Origin of the sequence: Streptomyces alkaliterrae, assembly GCF_007097205.2 — a bacterium.
Classification (GTDB): domain Bacteria; phylum Actinomycetota; class Actinomycetes; order Streptomycetales; family Streptomycetaceae; genus Streptomyces; species Streptomyces alkaliterrae.
The window spans coordinates 1-17,170 of record NZ_VJYK02000102.1 but is presented as its reverse complement, the minus strand read 5'-3'; the positions used below and the strand labels follow the sequence as shown (position 1 = coordinate 17,170).

Sequence of the window (17,170 nt, the reverse complement as noted above, 5' to 3'; positions counted from 1 at the left end):
GCGGGGTCGGGTCGCCGGGCGGGGCGGGGTCCGCGCAGACCTGTTCGGCGGCCGCCGGCACGCAGCCGTCGGGGAACACCGCCAGGCGCCGCAGCACCGCGCGTTCCGCCGGCGTCAGCAGCTCCCAGCTCCAGTCGATGACCGCGCGCAACGTCCGCTGCCTGGGCGGCGTGCCACGCAGCGCGCCGCCGTCGAGCACCGCGAACCGGTCGGCCAGTCTGGTCGCCAACTCCCTTGCCCCGAGGGCGCGTACGCGGGTGGCGGCGAGTTCCAGGGCCAGCGGCAGGCCGTCCAGGCGGCGGCAGACGGCCGTCACCGCCGCCGGGTCCAGCTCGGCGCCCGGGGCGGCGGCTCGTCAGGAGCCCGTGGCGGCTCTCCCTCATCAGGTAACGCGTAGGAGGACCCATGCCCGAATGGCTTGTACTGGCACTGGCCATGATCGCCTCGTGCGCCGTGGTGCTGGTCGTCGCGGTACTGCGCAACCGGCGGCAGGGACCGGACGAGGACACGTCCCAGACTCCCGACGTGATCGAGTACATCACCATGATGATCGGCGTGGTGTACGCGATCGTGCTCGGCCTGGCCATCGCCGGTGTCTGGGAGGCGCGCAACTCCGCCACCGATCTGGTGCTGCACGAGGCCCAGGCACTGCACGAGGTGCGCGAACGCGTCGCGGTGTACCCGGCGGAGATCCGGCAGGAGGTCCGTGCGGACGTGGACGCCTACGTGTCCCACGTGGTGAACGTGGAGTGGGCGCACATGACCGAGCACCACGAACTCACCGAGCGCGGCGACGAACTGCTCGCCCAGGTGCGGGAGAGGGTCAGCGGCCACGAGCCGACCACCACCCTCGAGTCGCACGCCTACCAGGGCATCGTCGACCAGGTGGCGGCCGCCGACCGGGCCCGGATCACACGCGGCCAGAACGCGGAACCGACGATGCCGGGCGTGGTGTGGTTCGGACTGGTCGTCGGCGCGGTGGTGACGGTCGGCATGGTGTTCGCCCTCCAGATCCGCCGCTCCCCGCGTGAGCTGCTGCTGGCGGGGCTGTTCAGCGCGCTGATCGCGTTCCTGCTGTTCCTGATCTGGCAGTTCGACGCGCCGTTCGAGAGAGATCTGGCGGAGTCGGTGGAACCCTTCCGGGCGCTGTTCCCGGAGGCGAGTGCCGAGTGAGCGGCCCGGTGGGGGCCGCCGGTCCCACGGACGGACGGCCCCCACCGCGGTTCCTCCGGCGACGGTTGCGGTCGTCGCACGGCGGTTGATGAGATCGTGAGTGGACAGAACCGATCAACGTCCGACCACGGCACGACCGCCAGCTAAGGAGTCCGGGTGTCATCCCTGTTGCCCGCCCTGGAGACCGAGCCCGCCAGGACCGCCGTGCGTTTCGGCGACCAGACGCTCGACTACGCCGCGCTCTCCGCCGCCGCGCGGCACCTCGCCCTGAGCATCGGCGGACGCGCCGGTCGAGTGGCCGTCTGGGCCACCCCCACCGCGCAGACCGCCGTCTCCGTGGTCGCCGGACTCCTCGCGGGCGTACCGGTCGTCCCGCTCAACCCGCGCTCCGGCGAGCGTGAACTCGCCCACATCGTCGCGGACAGCACGCCCGGCCTGGTGCTCGCCGCCGAAGGCGACGAGCTGCCCGAACCGCTGGCCGGCCTCCCCAGGATCGACACCCCGCTGCGGGTGCCGGAGGAGGAGACCGCCGGCCGCCGGGTCCCGCTCCAGCCCAGCGCCACGGCGGGCCCGGCGCTGATCGTCTACACCTCGGGCACCACCGGCGCGCCCAAGGGCGTCGTCCTCTCCCAGCGCGCCCTCGCCGCCACCCTGGACGATCTCGCCGCCGTGTGGGAGTGGACCGCCGACGACGTGCTGGTGCACGCGCTGCCGCTGTTCCACGTGCACGGCCTGGTGCTCGGCCTCGTCGGCCCGCTGCGCCGCGGCGGCACGCTGCACCACCTCGGCGCGTTCAGCACCGAGGGCGTCACCACCGCGCTCGCGGGAGGCGGCACGATGCTCTTCGGCGTCCCCACGATGTACCACCGCGTCGCGCGCGCCCTGGACGAGGAGCCCGAGCTGGTAGCCGCGCTGCGCGGCGCCCGGCTGCTGGTCTCCGGCTCCGCCGCCCTGCCGCTGCCCGACCACCAGCGCATCACCGCCGCCACCGGGCAGCACGTCGTCGAGCGCTACGGCATGACCGAGACGCTGATGAACACCAGCGTCCCCGCCAAGGGCCCCTACAAGCCCGGCACGGTGGGCCAGCCGCTGCCCGGTGTCGACGTCCGGCTCGTCGACGACGACGGCAACCGCGTCGAGGGCGGCGACGGCGAGACCATCGGCGAGGTCCAGGTGCGCGGGCCGCAGCTGTTCACCGAGTACCTGGGCAAGCCGGACGCCACCGCGGCCGCCTTCGCGGGCGGCTGGTTCCGGACCGGCGACATGGCGACCCGGGACGCCGACGGCTACTACCGGCTCGTCGGCCGCAGGTCGACCGACCTCATCAAGAGCGGCGGCTACAAGATCGGCGCGGGCGAGGTCGAGAACGCGCTGCTGGACCACCCGGGCGTCAGCGAGGCCGCCGTCACCGGCGAACCCGACGCCGACCTCGGCGAGCGGGTGATCGCCTGGATTGTTCCCGCCGACCTCGAAAACCCGGTCGGCGCCGAGGAGTTGACCGACCACGTCGCCTCCCAGCTCGCACCGCACAAACGGCCGCGCGAGGTGCGCTTCCGAGACACCCTGCCCCGCAACCACATGGGCAAGATCCTCAAGCGGGAGCTGTCGTGAGGACACCGGCACGCCGATTCGTGGCCGAACTCGTCGACGACTTCGGGGCGTTCCAGGAGCTGGCCCCTGACGAGCGCGCCCAGCCGGTCGACGGACCGCTGGGCTGGCCCGGCTACGACGCCGCACGGGCGCGCGCGGCGGAGAGCACCGGTGAGCGCGAGTCGGTGGTGTGCGGCGTCGGACACGTCGGCGGACGGCAAGCGATGCTGATCGCTTTCGAGTTCGGCTTCCTCGGCGGCTCGCTCGGCGAACGCACCGGCGACCGTCTCGTGGCCGCGCACGAGGCGGCCCGCGCGGCACGTCTGCCGGTCGTGTCGCTCATCGCGACCGGCGGCAGCCGGATGCAGGAGGGCATGCGCGCGCTGGTCCAACTCCAGCGCGTCGCGGCGGAGTCGGCACGTACCAGGGCCGCCGGACTCCCCCAGCTCGCGGTGCTGCGCGATCCGGCCACGGGCGGCGGCTGGGCCACGCTCGGCGCCGGGGCCGACGTGATCCTCGCCTGCCCCGGCGCGCAGATCGGCTTCGCGGGCTCCCGGGTCCGCCCCGCCGACGCCGACCCGGTCGCCTACCGCGCGGAAAGCCAACTGGCAACCGGCCACGTCGACCAGATCGTGCCGCCCGAACGGCTTCCGGCGACGCTGGGCGCGTGGCTGCGGCTGCTGTCCGCGACCGGCGGGCCTCCGGCGGCACCGCCGGAGGCCCTGCGCGCACCCGCCGATGGCAGCCCGACGGGCGGGGAGCCGCCGCGGGGCGGCTGGTCGGCCGTCGAGCGGGCGAGGGCCGCGGAGCGGCCCCGAGCCGGCGCCTACCTCGACGCCCACTTCGAGGAGTACCAGGAGATCAGCGGCGACCGCTGCGGTGGCGTGGACCCCGGCATGCGCTGCGGGTTCGGCCTCCGCGAGGGGCGGACCATCGCGTTCGCCGCGCAGTGCGGCACGGCCACGACGCCGGCCGGGTTCCGTACGGCCGCCCGGCTCGTCAGGCTCGCCGACCGGCTCGGCATACCGGTACTGACGCTCGTCGACACGCCGGGCGCCGCCAACGACGCCGACGCGGAGCGGCGCGGCGCGGGCGCGGCCATCGCGGACTGCTTCGCCGCCGTCGCGGAGGCCCGGGTTCCGGTGACGACGCTGGTGGTCGGCGAAGGCGGCTCCGGCGGGGCGCTGGCGCTGTGCGCGCCGGGCGACACGTGGGTGACGGCGGACAGCTACTTCTCGGTCATCGCCCCGGAGCTGGCCGCCGCGATCCTCAAACGCCGCCCGGAGGAGGTGCGTCGCACCGCCGACGAACTGCGGCTACGCCCACAGGATCTCGTCGAACTGGGCGTTGCGCGCGGCGTCGTTCCGACGCACGCCCGGGGATCTCAGAGCCCGTAGGGGTCCTGCTCCAGCGTCGCCTCGAGGTGGTGGAGGCCGTCCCGGAGACCGGCCGGGAGTGAGAGCGCCGACGCCCGGCCGGTCACGTCCTTGAGGATCCGCAGAGTGACGGCGGAGGACAGCTCGCCGATCGCGGGGAGCAGCCCCTCGACCTCCTCCTGCGCCTCTCGCCACGCTCGGGCGTCGAGGAGGCAGTCCAGCAGCATCACGGACGCAACCCGCTGATACCCGACGACCTGCGCCTCCGCCGCCATGGCGTTCCGGAGTACCGGAATCGCCTCCCGCCAGCGGCCGGAGCCGTGCAGCACACGGCCGTGTTGCCGGTCGATCTCCTGCTCGGTCACCCACCAGGCCCAGTGGGGCTCGTCGTCCGGAGCGCCGTCCTGCAGCAGCGACCGCGCCCGGTCGAAGACGCGGGTCGACTCCCGGACGCACCCGGCACCCGCCAGCCCCTGCGCCTCCCTCCCCCGGAACATCGCCTCGACCCGGGGGCTGAGCGCCGACTCCTCCAACACGCAGCGCGCGATGGCCAGTTCCTCGCCGGCCCGACCCGTCCAGCCCGCCACCATGCCCATGTTCTGGAGCGTGATCAGCTCGACGGACCGGTCGTGTGCGAGACGGGCGAGCAGTAGCGCCTCCTGGTTGAACCTGCGGGACGCCTCGAACTTCCCCTCGTTGAACAGCGCCCACCCGGCGATCTCCGCCAACTCGGCTGCGGCCGCCCGGACTTCGCGCTCCTGGGTGCGCTCGTATCCGCCGGCGCCCAAGCGGCGGTGAACCGCTCTGAACGAGCGGACCGCGATGTCCGCGATCGGCAGGCCGTGCATCTGGTTGTCGAGGAAGACCAGTTGCCGCGAGAGCTGACGGATGCTCGCCGCCGGCTGCTCGTCGTCCGGCCCGGCCAGGGAGGGCAGTCGCAAGGGGGCGCCCGAGCGCGCGGCGGGAGTCCTCAACTGCTCGACGCCCACGCCCAGGGCCTCCGCCACGAAGGGAAGCCATTCGCGTGGGGTGCGACGCCCGGTCTCGTAGCGGCTGATCTCCTGGCGGCTCACAGGTTCGCCGTCGACACGCGCCAGCCGGCACACCTCACGCGCGAGCCGCGGCTGACTCCAGCCGCGCGCTTCGCGAAATCGCCTGATGTTGGCGCCGATCACGTTGGCCATAACGCCCATTGTGGCCGACAGGAGGCCTACAGCGGGCCTACGTCCGGCCGCTCCGCCATCCCGTCGTGCGCCGCGACGCTGGTCTCGGCGCACGACACGGAAGGAGTTCACACATGGTGACGCGCGTTACCGGGGGCGGCTGGCCTCGGCAGGGGAGGTTGTTGCCTTGGGAGGAGACCGAGGGCAAGCCCGCGTACCTCGCGCCGGGCAGCGAGGACAGCCGCCTCGGGCGGCTCGCCGACGCCGTCGAGCGCGCGCAACTCCACGACGCCGCTGTCGTGTTGACGCACGCCTCTGCGGTCCTCGCGGACCGCGACGCGGCGGCTCGTGAGCTGCGATTCACGGCCGAACGCCTCCGTGAGTGCCTGGTGGCCACGACCCGCGTCGCCCGCAGCCGGGGCGCACGTCTGGGCATGCCGCCCGAGGGGCCCTGATGCGCGGCGACCGGCCGCGCGCCTCGCGTCGCCGGTCCGCGCCCGACGCGGACCGGCGCCCGACGGCGTACTGCGGGACGTGCGCCGGTTGGCGCAGCCTCTGGTGTCCCGGCTGCGCGGGCTTCACCGGCTGCGAGACCTGCCGTGGCAGTTGCAAACTCCCCTGCCCCGCGTGCGCCGGCGGCGACATCACGCCGTTCCTGTGAGGGCCCGCCGGGGCGCCCAGCCGCCCCGGCGGCGTCCCGGTCGCGGGGACATTTCCGTTGCACGGTGTGGTGTCCGCTTCCCACCGGCTTGACCCCACCGATTGGTCTGTGCCAATTATTAGCTCCCCCACACACCACCGTCACAACCTGTTCATCCGCTGGGGGAGAACCATGTCCAGGCCCGCCCGTCGCTCCTCACGTCTTGCTCTCGCCACAGCCGTGGCCCTCCTGTTGGGCTCCACCGCCTGCGGCACGGACACGGCGAACGGCGAGCGGACCGTGGAGGTCTGGCTGATGCAGCACAGCGTCAGGCCCGACCTCGTCGAGCGGGTCGTGGACGAGTTCGAGCAGCAGCACGCGGGCGTCAAGGTCCGCGTGGTGGAGCAGAAGTGGGACGGCATCGGCGAGAAGGTCACCGCCGCGCTGGAGTCGGGCGACGGGCCGGACGTCATCGAGGTCGGCAACACGCAGGTGGCCCGCTACGTGGCGGGCGGCGGGGTGCGGAACCTGACGCTGGAGGTCTCCGACCTCGACGGCGACGACTGGATACCCGGCCTCGCCGAGCCGGGGAAGATAGACGGCTACCAGTTCGGCATCCCGTACTACGCGGCGAACCGGGTGGTCATCTACCGCAAGGACCTGTTCGCCGAGGCCGGCGTCGAGAAGCTGCCGAAGACCCGCGAGCAGTGGCTGGACGCCACCCGCAGGCTGCACCAGCCCGAGGAGGGCCGTCAGGGCATCTACCTGCCCGGTCAGAACTGGTACGTGCTCGCCGGCTTCATCTGGGACGAGGGCGGCGATCTTGCCGTCGAGCAGTCCGGTCAGTGGTCCGGCGCCCTGCACACCAAGGAGGCCCTGCGCGGCATGGCCTACTACCAGGAGTTGCAGGCCCTCGGCAACGGCCCGGCGGGCAGCGACGAGGCCGAACCGAACCATGCCGAGGTCTTCGCCGACGAGGAGGTCGCGCAGCTCATCGCCGTGCCGGGCGAGGCCGAGCAGATCGTCAACCGGAACCCGGACCTCAGGGACAAGCTCGGCTTCTTCCCCGTTCCGGGCAAGTCCGCCAACGAGCCGGGTGCCGTCTTCACCGGCGGCTCGGTGCTGATCCTCCCGGAGAAGTCCGACGAGCGGGAGATGGGCTACCAGTTCCTCAAGCTGCTGACGAGCGACAAGTGGCAGCGGGAGATCGCCACCACGATGTCGTACGTGCCGAACCGGACCACTGCCTCCGACGTACTCAAGGGCCATCCGGGTGCCGCCGCGATGGCCAAGGGCGCGGAGAACGGCCACGCCACGCCCAACTCGCCGTCCTGGGCGGCGCTGGAGGCGGACAACCCCGTCAAGCGCTACCAGACCGACGTGCTGACCGGCGCCGATCCGGCCACCGCCGCCCGCAAGGCGTCCTCGGAGATCACCTCGCTGCTGTCGGCCCGTCCGCGATGAGCCGCCGCGCGGTGCCGGAGGCGTAGGGGTCTGGCCAAGGCCCGACGGCGCTGACACGATGCGTGTCATGACCAACGACCGTCTTCGTGATGTCTATGTCGTCGACGCCGTGCGCACCCATGTGGGCAGGTACGGCGGAGCCCTCGCCTCCGTGCGCCCGGACGATCTCGCCGCGCACGTGCTGCGGTCCCTGGTGGAGCGCTCACCCGCGCTCGACCCGGCCCGGATCGACGACGTCGTCTTCGGCAACGCCAACGGCGCCGGGGAGGAGAACCGGAACGTCGGCCGGATGGCCGTGCTGCTGGCCGGACTGCCGACGTCCGTGCCGGGCGTGACGGTCAACCGGCTGTGCGCGTCCGGTCTTGAGGCGGTCGTGCACGCGGCGCGGACGATCGCCTGCGGTGACGCGTCGGTGCTGGTGGCAGGCGGGGTGGAGTCGATGAGCCGCGCCCCGTGGGTCGTGCCGAAGCCGGAGCGCGCCTTCCCCGCCGGCGCGCCGCAGATGCACTCCACCACCCTCGGCTGGCGCATGACGAACCCCGAGATGCCGCCGGAGTGGACGGTCTCCCTCGGCGAGGGCGCCGAGCTGATCGCCGAACGCCACGGCATCGGCCGCGACGCGCAGGACGCCTTCGCGGTCGCCAGCCACGAGAAGGCGGCCCGCGCCTGGAAGGACGGCCTGTACGACGGCGAGGTCGTCCCGTACGACGGCATCGAGCTGAGCCGGGACGAAACGATCCGCGACGGCACGTCCGTCGAGGCGCTGGCCCGGCTGCGGACCGCGTTCCGCACCGAGGGCGGCACGGTCACCGCCGGTAACTCCTCGCCGCTCAACGACGGCGCCGCCGCGCTGCTGCTCACCGACGAGGCGGGCCTGGCCGCCAGCGGTCGTGAACCGCTCGCCCGCATCCGGGCGTCCGCCGTGACCGGCATCGAACCGCAGCTCTACGGGCTCGGCCCGGTGGAGGCGGTGCGGCGCGCGCTGGAGAAGGCCGGTCGGCGCTTCGCCGACCTGCGCACCGTCGAACTCAACGAGGCGTTCGCCGCTCAGGCGCTCGGCTGCCTCCGCGAGTGGCCGGACCTCGACCCCGCGCTGGTCAACCCGCGCGGCGGCGCCCTCGCCATCGGCCACCCGCTGGGCGCCTCCGGGGCCCGGCTCGCCGGGGCCGTGGCACACCAGCTCGCGGCGGCCGGCTCGGGCGTCGGCCTGGCCGCGCTGTGCATCGGCGTCGGGCAAGGACAGGCTTTGCTACTGGAACGCTGACGAGGCGCACCCGGGGGCCGTCGGCGCGGCGCCGACGGCCCCCGGTGTGCGCCCCCGCGCGTGTCAGGTCGCCGGGGCGGCGTGCGACCGGTGGTACGTATAGGCGTCATGGAGTGGTTCGCGGCCGACGGCTACTGGTTCGGCCGACTGGTGTTCCAACGCGGCCTGGCCGTGATCTACCTCCTCGCCTTTGTCGGGGCAGCGCTCCAGTTCCGCGCGCTGATCGGGGCCAACGGCATGACACCCGTCCCGGACTTCGTCCGGCTGGTGCCCTTCCGCCGCTCGCCGAGCGTCTTCCACCTGCACTACTCCGACCGGTTCTTCGCCGCGTTCGCCTGGACGGGCGCGGTCATCGCCGCCGCGCTGGCCGCCGGTGCCGCCGACCAGGTGCCGTTGTGGGCGGCGATGCCGCTGTGGTTGCTGCTGTGGGCCATGTACCTGTCCATCGTCAACGTGGGACAGACCTGGTACGGCTTCGGCTGGGAGTCGCTGCTGCTGGAGGCCGGGCTGCTGGCCGTCTTCCTCGGCAACGCCGACGTCGCGCCGCCGCTGCCGATCCTGCTGCTCCTGCGCTGGCTGGTCTTCCGCGTCGAGTTCGGCGCCGGTCTCATCAAGTGGCGCGGCGACTCCTGTTGGCGGAACCTGACCTGCCTGTACCACCACCACGAGACGCAGCCGATGCCCGGCCCGCTCAGCTGGTTCTTCCACCATCTGCCACGGCCGCTGCACCGGGTGGAGGCGGCTGCCAACCACGTCACCCAACTGGTCGTGCCCGTCCTGCTGTTCACCCCGCAGCCGGTGGCCACCTGGGCGGCGCTGGTGATCGTCGTGACCCAGCTGTGGCTGGTCGTCTCCGGCAACTTCGCCTGGCTGAACTGGCTGACGATCCTGCTCGCCGCCTCCGCCGTGGACGTCACCCGGCTCGGCGCCGGGCCGCCGCCCGAGCAGGCGTCGGGGCCGCTGTGGTTCCAGGTGCTGTGCCTGGCCGCGACGGCGGGCGTGGTGGTGCTCAGCCGGGGCCCGGTGCGCAACATGATCTCGCCGCGCCAGGTGATGAACCGCTCCTTCGACAGCCTGCACCTGGTCAACTCCTACGGCGCCTTCGGCAGCGTCACCCGACTGCGGCACGAGGTGGTGATCGAGGGTACGGCCGATGCCGTGCCGAACGAGACCGCGCGCTGGCAGGAGTACGAGTTCCACGGGAAACCCGGCGACGTCCGGCGGTGGCCGAGGCAGTTCGCCCCCTACCACCTCAGACTCGACTGGCTGATGTGGTTCCTGGCGCTCTCCCCCGGCTACGGACGCCCGTGGTTCGACGGCTTCCTGGAACGGCTGCTGCGGGGCGACCGCGACACGCTCCGGCTGCTCAGGCACAACCCCTTCCCCGACCCGCCCCCGGTGTACGTCCGGGCCCGGCTGTACCGGTACCGCTTCACCACCTGGCGGGAGCTGCGGCGCACGGGCGCCTGCTGGCACCGCGAGTACGTCCGGGACCTGACCCGGCCCGTCCGACTGCCGCCGTCCCGCGCTCGCTCCGACACGGACTGAGCACCGGGGCGCGGCGCCGGCCCCTGGTCAGCCGGTGCCGGCCGTCGGGTGGTACCGGCGCTCGGGCCGCCCCGCCGTGCCGTAGCGGAGGGTCACCCGGGCGTGGCCGGTCGAGACGAAGAACTCCAGGTAGCGGCGGGCGCTCACCCGTGACAGACCGCTGCGCTCCGCGCACTCGGCGGCGGAGAGGCCGTCGGCGGCCTCCAGGAGCGTCCGGTGGACGAGGTCGGCGGTCTGCGCGGTGACGCCCTTGGGCAGCCGGGCGGTGAGGGTCGCGGTGCGCGGCGCCTGGGGCGTTGTCGCCTGCGGGGCGACCGCCTCCGACACCCTCCCGCCGGCCTCGGCGGCGCCGAACATCCGGTCCACGTCGTCCTGACCGGGCGTGCCGATGGCCGCGAGCTGGTGGCGGCGCCGGGCGTAGTGCTCGAGGCGTTCACGCAGTACGGGGGCGTCGAACGGCTTGATGATGTAGTGCACGGCGCCGCCGCGCAGCGCGCCGCGCACCGTCTCGGCGTCCCGGGCGGCGGTCACCACGAGCACGTCGACGTCGGTCTGCGGAGTGTCCTCGCCGCGCAGCTCGCGGAGGACGTCGAGCCCGTTGATGTCCGGCAGGTAGATGTCGAGGAGGACGAGGTCCGGGCGCAGCTCCCCTACCGCCTCCACGGCCTCGCGTCCGCTTCGTGCTTCCCCGACCACGGTGAAGCCGGGCACGCGCTCGACCAGCTTGCGGTGGAGGCGGGCGACCATGAAGTCGTCGTCGACGACCAGTACCCGGATCACGACTCGTCTCCCTCCGCCCGCTCGGACGCGGTGAACGGCAGCACCGCCGTAAAGGCCGCTCCGTCCGCGCTCACGTCGCCACCGCGCCTGGTGCACACCAGCCGCGTGATGGCCAGGCCCAGCCCGCGCTGCGAGTCCCGGGCGGCGGCCTTGGTGGTGAAGCCGTGCCGGAACACCTCCTCGGCCAGCTCCGGGGCGACGCCGGGCCCCGAATCGCGCACCCGCACCCGGACCTCCCGCTTCCGCTCGCTCATCGCCACCTCGACCCAGCTGTCCGGACCGGTGTCCCGGACCGCGTCGAGCGCATTGTCCACGAGGTTGCCGACCACGGTCACCAGGTCGGAGGAGAGGGATTCGCCCACCGGGCCGAGGCTGCTGGCATCCGTGATCCGCAGAGTGGCGCCCTGCTCGGCCGCCAGGCTCGACTTGGCGATCAGCAGGGCGGCGAGCGAGGGATCGGCGACCTTGGCCATCACCTCGGCGGTGCGCCGCGCGTGGGTGCCGCTGATGCCGCGCACGTAGCGGGCCACCTCCGGATACTCCTCCAGCTCCACCAGGCCCGCGATCACGTGCAGTTGGTTGTGGAACTCGTGCGCCTGCGCGCGCAGGGTGTCGGTGGCGCTGCGGGTGGTCTCCAGCTCGTTGCGCAGCGCCACCAGCTCCGTGAGGTCGCGCATCGTGGTCACCGATCCCGCCGTGGCGCCACGGGTGACCAGGGGCATCCTGTTCAGCGTGAGCATCCGGTCGCCCGTCACCACGACCTGGTCGCGGCCCCGTACCCGTCCGGTGAGCACGTCGTGCAGTCGGGGTTCGACTCCGAGCTGGTCCAGGCGGCGGCCCGGCGCGTCGGGCGGCAGCCGCAGCAGGTCCACGGCCGTGTCGTTGACCAGCGTGACGCTGCCCTGCCGGTCGATGCCGATCACGCCTTCCTTGATGCCGTGCAGCATCGCCTCCCGGTGCTCGACCAGCGCCGTGATCTCCTCCGGTTCCAGACCGAGCGTCTGGCGCTTGATGCGGCGCGACAGCAGCACCGAGCCGACGGCGCCGAGCGCGCTGGCGATGCCCAGGTAGACCAGCAGATGCGGGGTGGCGGTGGCGATCCGCTCACCGAGCCCCCGGTACTCGCGCCCGGCGGCCACCACCCCGAGCAGCCGTCCGCGCTCGCCGAACACCGGCACGTGCGCCTCCAGCGCGCTGCGGCCCCTCGCCTGCGTACTGCCCACCCAGGACCGACCGGAGAGCACACCGCTGTCACCCAGCTCCAGCAGCCCTCCGATCCGCCGCGGGTCCGCGTCGGTGAGCACCCGCCGGTCGGTGCCCGTGATGACCACGTACGAGGCGCCCGAGACGCTGCGGGCACTCTCCGCCGTCGGCTGGAGGATGCCCTGCCGCTCCACGTCGGCCAGCCCGACCCGCACCGCGTCCTGCGAGGCCACCGTCTCCGCGACGCTCAGCAGCCGACGCCCCTCGGTCCGCCGGAACTCCGCGTTCGACTGCGCGACCGAGACGACCGCGATCACGGTCAGGACGACCACGATCAAAACGAGTTGCAGCGCGAGGAACTGACCGGCCAGGGAGAGCCGGGGAGCGGTGAACCTGCGCATCGCGCTCCCTTCCGTGCCTTCCTCCTGCCGCGGCGCGGCCCGGTCCCACCGATCCGGCCGCCTCACCGATCCGGCCGCCTCACCGATCCGGCCGTCTCACCGGTCCGACCGCCTCCGACATTGTGCCGCCGGGTGACGGACCGGCGGCCGTGAACACTATGACCAAAAGTTTTGTTATCGCCAATAGCTGCACAACTCCCCGACCCCTTTCCGGCTGCCGTCGACGCTGTTTGCATGTCGGCTTCCGGCAGAAAGGCGGTGCCGGGCGGCGACGGCCGCGCCGCCTAGAGCGCACCTGGAGGAAACGTGTTCCGTGCAGGACGTCGAGGTTCGAGAGCGGCCGTCGCGGCCGTGGCCGCGGGTTCCGTGTCACTGCTGCTCGCCGCGTGCGGCGAGGGCGCCGGCGCCGCGTCCGGCGGCGGCGACTGGAAGCCGACCAAACCCATCGAGTACGTCGCCCCCGCCAACACCGGCGGCGGCTGGGACACCCTCGCCCGCAGCAGCGCCCGCGTGCTGGACAAGGCGGGCCTCGTCAACCGGCCGATGCGCGTGGTGAACAAGCCGGGCGCGGGCGGCGCCATCGGCTGGTCCTACATCGCCAAGCACCAGAAGGACCCGCACAAGCTCTTTGTCACCAGCCCGCCCATTCTACTGGTCCCGCTGGCCGGCGAGTCGGGCCAGACCTACCGGGACTTCACCCCCGTGGCCCGGCTCAACACCGAGCCGCTGGCCTACGTCGTCAAGGCGGACTCGCCGTTCAAGACGTTCGAGGACCTGGCGGCGAAGCTCAAGGCCGACCCGGGGAAGGTGAGCGTCGCGGGCGGCTCCGGGCCCGGCAGCCTCGACCACGTCGGGCTCGCGGGCGCCGTCCAGGCGGCGGGCGCCGACGCGTCCAAGGTCAAGTACGTGCCGTTCGACGGGGGCGGCGAGGCCCTGACCTCCCTGCTCGGCGGCCACACCGACGTCGCCGTCGCGGGCGGCTCGGAGGTGCAGGCCCTGGTGCGCTCCGGCGACGTCCGGGCGCTGGCCGTCTCCTCCGAGAAGCGCTCCCCCATCCTGCCCGACACCCCCACCCTCGCCGAGTCCGGCATCGACTACGTCTTCGACATCTGGCGCGGGGTGATGGCACCCAAGGGCCTGACCGAGGAACAGATCGCCTACTACGAGAAGGCGTTCGAGAAAATGGTCGAGCACGACTCCTGGAAGAAGGAGAGCAAGAAGCTCGGCTGGACCAACTCCTACCTCGGCAGCGAGGAATTCGGAAAGTTCCTGGACGAACAGAACAAGGAATACGCCGGAATCCTCACAGAGGTCGGGCTGAGGAAGTAGTCGAGGAAATCCAGCGCGGAGTACACCGATGCATCACTTCCGATTCTCGCAGCGCACCGTGGCCGCGGTGCTCGGCGTCCTGGCCGTGGCCTACACGGTGCAGGCCTACCGCATCCCGGAGTTCGCGGCGGTACAGGTGCCGGTCCAGCCCGGCACCCTGCCCCGCGGGCTCGGACTGCTGCTGATCGTCCTGTGCCTGGCCCTCTTCCTCCAGAAGCCGGCCCCGAAGACGGCGGAACCGTCCGAGCCGACCGAGCGCGACAGGAGCGTCGACAAGGCCGGAACCGCCGGCACCGCCGAGACCGCGGGCACCGCCGAGGCCACCACGGCGCCCGCGCGGCGCCCCGCGCTCGGACGTCTCGCCGACGCCCGCCTGGAACTGGCCGTGCTGCTCGGCGCGATCGCGCTCTACGTCCTGCTCTTCGAACCGCTCGGCTTCGTACCGGCCACCGCGCTGTTCGTCACCGGCACCGCCTGGTACCTCGGCTTCGGCCGGCACTGGGTCAACGCGCTGGTCGGCGTCGGGGTGGCGGCGGCGCTGTACCTCGGCATGTCCGAGGGCCTCGACGTCGCCCTGCCGACCGGCATACTGCCCCTCTGACCGGGAGCCACCATGGACGCTCTGAACCAGCTCTTCCACGGCTTCGGGGTCGCGCTGTCCCCGCAGAACCTCGCCTTCGTATTCCTCGGCGTCCTGATGGGCACGGTGATCGGCATGCTGCCGGGCCTCGGGCCGATCAGCGCGATCTCGCTGATGATCCCGGTCGCCTTCACCATGGACCCGACCTCGGCGATCATCATGCTGGCCGGGGTCTACTACGGCGCCATCTTCGGAGGCTCCACGTCCTCGATCCTGCTCAACGCCCCCGGGGTGGCCGGCACCGTGGCGACCTCCTTCGACGGCTATCCACTAGCCCGCAAGGGGCAGGCCGGCAAAGCCCTCTCGGTCGCCGCCATCGCCTCCTTCGTCGGCGGAACCGTCGGCGTCGTCGGCCTGATGCTCGTCGCCCCCTCGCTCTCGGCGCTCACCGTCAGCTTCGGCCCGGCGGAGTACTTCGCGCTGATGGTCCTCGGCCTGACCGCCGTGGTCACCCTCTCCGGGAACAACCTCACCAAGGGCCTCATCTCAGGAACCGTCGGGGTGATGATCGCCCTCGTCGGCATCGACTCCCAGACCTCCACGCTCCGCTTCACCTTCGGACGCCACGAGCTGTACGAGGGCGTGGAGTTCCTGATCGTGGCGCTCGGCGTCTTCGCCCTCGCCGAGGTCTTCGTGATGCTTCTGCGACGCGGGCAGGGCGGCGGAGACGGCACCATCACCTCGCTCCGGCTGAGCCGGCGCGAACTCAAGGAGATCAGCGGACCGACCGGTCGCGGCTCGGTGCTCGGCTTCTTCACCGGCGTGCTCCCCGGCGCCGGGGCGACGGTCGCCTCCTTCCTCTCCTACTCGTTCGAGAAGCGGCTCGCCAAGGACGGCAAGACGTTCGGAAAGGGCAACATCAAGGGCGTCGCCGCACCCGAGTCCGCGAACAACGGCGCGGCGGTCGGCTCGTTCGTCCCGCTCCTCACCCTCGGCGTCCCCGGCTCCGGAACGACGGCGGTACTGCTCGGCGCGCTGCTGGTGCTCGGCGTACAGCCCGGTCCGCTGCTGCTGGACGAGCAGCCGGACATGTTCTGGGGCGTCGTCGCCAGCATGTACATCGGCAACATCGTGCTGCTGATCCTCAACCTGCCGCTGATCCCGCTGTTCGCCAAGGTCCTGAAGACACCGCAGGCCCTGCTGCTGCCGCTGGTCGTCGTCTTCTGCGTGGTCGGCGTATACGGGCACTCGTTCAGCACCTTCGACCTCTGGATGCTCATCGGCTTCGGTGTACTGGGCTTCCTGATGAGAGCCAACGGCTTCCCGGCCGCACCCCTCATCCTGGGCCTGATCCTCGGCGGACTCATGGAGAAGTCCATGAGACAGGCCCTGCTGATCTCCTCAGGCGACCTGACCACCTTCGTCACCAAGCCGATCTCCGCCACGCTGCTCGCGCTGGCGGCACTGTCCCTGCTCGCCCCGCTCTACGGCGCCTGGCGGCGGACGCGACGGCGGCAGGGCTTGTCCGAGGACGACGGCCGAGGCCAGGATGAGCAGCCGAAGGCCACGGTCGGCGGGACGCAGGAGCGGGAGAACGGGTGAGACGGGCGTGAGAGTGGTGGGCAGGGCATGAGACGGACGGGCGAGGCGTGAGACGGGGACGCGCGAGGACGGCGGCGCTGCCGCTGCTCCTCCTGCTCCCACTCCTCCTGCTGGTCGGCTGCACCCCGGCCCCGCAGCCGGAGGACCCACTACGGCTCATGGTGCCCACGCCGGCCGGCGGCGGCTACGACGTCACCGCCCGTACCGTCGCGATCGCCCTCGAGGACGCGGGGCTCGCCGAGGAGGTGGAGGTCTTCAACCTCACCGGCTCTGCGGGCACCACCGGCCTCAGCCGACTCGTCCACGAGTCCGGCAACACCCGGCTGATCATGCAGATGGGGCTCGGTCTGGTCGGCAGCGCGCTGGCCGACCGGGCCCCACACCCGATAGCGGACGCCACCCCGCTGGCACGGCTCCTGGAAGAGCCCGAGGCCGTCGTCGTGCCGCACGACTCGCCGTACCGGACCTTCGACCAGCTCGCCAAGGCCTGGCGGGAGCGATCCGGGCTGCGTGCGGGCGTGGGTTCCCACCCCGGCGGCCCGGACCACCAGGCACTGATGCTGATCGCCGAGACCCTCGGCGTCTCCCCCGCCGACACCCCCTTCAGCCGCTACGACGGCGGCGGCAAGCTGCTCGCGGCACTACTCAGCCACAAGATCGACTTCGCCCTGACCGGCTCCGCCGAATACCGGCACGCCATAGCAGCCGGCCAGCTCCGCGTACTCGCGGTGACCGGCCCCCAGCGCGTCGCGGGCATCAACGCCCCCACCCTGCGCGAACACGGCCACGACCTCGAAGTGGTCAACTGGCGCGGCCTCATGGCCCCGCCGGGCATCAGCCAGCGCGAACGCGCCGAGCTGATCGCCCTCCTCGACCGCCTCCACACCACCCCGCAATGGCGCCGCGCCCTCCGCGACAACGGCTGGACCGACGCCTACCTCTCCGGCGACGCCTTCTCCCGCTTCCTGACCGCCGAGAACAAACGCGTCGCCGCGCTCCTCCACCGCCTCGGCCTCACCGGCCCCACCACCCGGTGACCCCTCCCCCAGTTCCTCAC

14 protein-coding genes and 1 pseudogene are annotated in these 17,170 nt (G+C 72.4%); 11 read left to right on the top strand and 4 right to left on the bottom strand.

What is annotated here, in order from left to right; all coding sequences use genetic code 11:
- Positions 1 to 352: pseudogene (locus FNX44_RS12130) on the bottom strand (AfsR/SARP family transcriptional regulator); the annotation flags it as partial.
- 53 nt (positions 353 to 405) lie between these two features.
- Here FNX44_RS12130 and FNX44_RS12125 point away from each other — a divergent pair.
- The 3 genes from FNX44_RS12125 (at position 406) to FNX44_RS12115 (ending at position 4,160) form a co-directional block, all read left to right on the top strand.
- Entirely contained in the window at positions 406 to 1,173 is a 768-nt protein-coding gene (locus FNX44_RS12125) for a bestrophin-like domain (RefSeq protein WP_143648062.1), read from the top strand.
- Between the two features lie 156 nt (positions 1,174 to 1,329).
- Complete coding sequence (locus FNX44_RS12120) at positions 1,330 to 2,784, top strand: acyl-CoA synthetase (protein ID WP_143648061.1); 1,455 nt, start codon at positions 1,330 to 1,332, stop codon at positions 2,782 to 2,784.
- Entirely contained in the window at positions 2,781 to 4,160 is a 1,380-nt protein-coding gene (locus FNX44_RS12115; RefSeq protein ID WP_181356425.1) for a carboxyl transferase domain-containing protein, read from the top strand. The genes FNX44_RS12120 and FNX44_RS12115 overlap by 4 nt, the downstream gene beginning before the upstream one ends.
- On the opposite strand, the gene FNX44_RS12110 is transcribed toward FNX44_RS12115, so the two are convergent.
- Complete coding sequence (locus tag FNX44_RS12110; protein WP_173019169.1) at positions 4,148 to 5,323, bottom strand: helix-turn-helix transcriptional regulator; 1,176 nt, start codon at positions 5,321 to 5,323, stop codon at positions 4,148 to 4,150. The genes FNX44_RS12115 and FNX44_RS12110 overlap by 13 nt on opposite strands.
- A 113-nt stretch (positions 5,324 to 5,436) precedes the next feature.
- Here FNX44_RS12110 and FNX44_RS12105 point away from each other — a divergent pair, with 113 nt between their 5' ends.
- From FNX44_RS12105 to FNX44_RS12090, 4 genes are all read left to right on the top strand, one after another.
- Positions 5,437 to 5,757 carry a hypothetical protein gene (locus FNX44_RS12105; RefSeq protein WP_143648059.1) on the top strand — a complete coding sequence of 107 codons (321 nt, stop codon included), beginning with the start codon at positions 5,437 to 5,439 and terminating at the stop codon, positions 5,755 to 5,757.
- A 377-nt stretch (positions 5,758 to 6,134) separates the two neighbouring features.
- Positions 6,135 to 7,406 (top strand): extracellular solute-binding protein, encoded by a 1,272-nt coding sequence (locus tag FNX44_RS12100; protein ID WP_143648058.1) that lies wholly within the window; start codon positions 6,135 to 6,137, stop codon positions 7,404 to 7,406.
- A 67-nt stretch (positions 7,407 to 7,473) separates the two neighbouring features.
- Positions 7,474 to 8,670, top strand: coding sequence for a thiolase family protein (locus FNX44_RS12095; RefSeq protein WP_143648057.1), 1,197 nt, complete (start codon positions 7,474 to 7,476; stop codon positions 8,668 to 8,670).
- 108 nt (positions 8,671 to 8,778) lie between these two features.
- Complete coding sequence (locus FNX44_RS12090) at positions 8,779 to 10,218, top strand: lipase maturation factor family protein (RefSeq protein ID WP_143648056.1); 1,440 nt, start codon at positions 8,779 to 8,781, stop codon at positions 10,216 to 10,218.
- 27 nt (positions 10,219 to 10,245) lie between these two features.
- Here the strand turns inward: FNX44_RS12090 and FNX44_RS12085 are convergent, their stop codons facing one another.
- Together FNX44_RS12085 and FNX44_RS12080 are read right to left on the bottom strand one after the other, a co-directional pair.
- Complete coding sequence (locus tag FNX44_RS12085) at positions 10,246 to 10,998, bottom strand: response regulator (RefSeq protein WP_143648055.1); 753 nt, start codon at positions 10,996 to 10,998, stop codon at positions 10,246 to 10,248.
- Positions 10,995 to 12,602: an ATP-binding protein gene (locus tag FNX44_RS12080; protein WP_143648054.1), complete on the bottom strand. Its 1,608-nt coding sequence runs from the start codon at positions 12,600 to 12,602 to the stop codon at positions 10,995 to 10,997. The genes FNX44_RS12085 and FNX44_RS12080 overlap by 4 nt, the downstream gene beginning before the upstream one ends.
- Before the next feature lie 351 nt (positions 12,603 to 12,953).
- Here FNX44_RS12080 and FNX44_RS12075 point away from each other — a divergent pair, with 351 nt between their 5' ends.
- The 4 genes from FNX44_RS12075 to FNX44_RS12060 are packed head-to-tail and all read left to right on the top strand — an operon-like array spanning position 12,954 to position 17,150.
- The gene (locus FNX44_RS12075) at positions 12,954 to 13,931 is read left to right on the top strand and encodes a tripartite tricarboxylate transporter substrate binding protein (protein ID WP_143648053.1); all 978 of its coding nucleotides are present in this window, start codon (positions 12,954 to 12,956) and stop codon (positions 13,929 to 13,931) included.
- A 28-nt stretch (positions 13,932 to 13,959) separates the two neighbouring features.
- Positions 13,960 to 14,532, top strand: coding sequence for a tripartite tricarboxylate transporter TctB family protein (locus FNX44_RS12070; protein WP_143648052.1), 573 nt, complete (start codon positions 13,960 to 13,962; stop codon positions 14,530 to 14,532).
- 12 nt (positions 14,533 to 14,544) lie between these two features.
- Positions 14,545 to 16,113: a tripartite tricarboxylate transporter permease gene (locus FNX44_RS12065; RefSeq protein ID WP_143648051.1), complete on the top strand. Its 1,569-nt coding sequence runs from the start codon at positions 14,545 to 14,547 to the stop codon at positions 16,111 to 16,113.
- Between the two features lie 47 nt (positions 16,114 to 16,160).
- Positions 16,161 to 17,150, top strand: coding sequence for a Bug family tripartite tricarboxylate transporter substrate binding protein (locus tag FNX44_RS12060; RefSeq protein ID WP_323369291.1), 990 nt, complete (start codon positions 16,161 to 16,163; stop codon positions 17,148 to 17,150).
- The last annotated feature ends 20 nt before the right edge of the window (positions 17,151 to 17,170 follow it).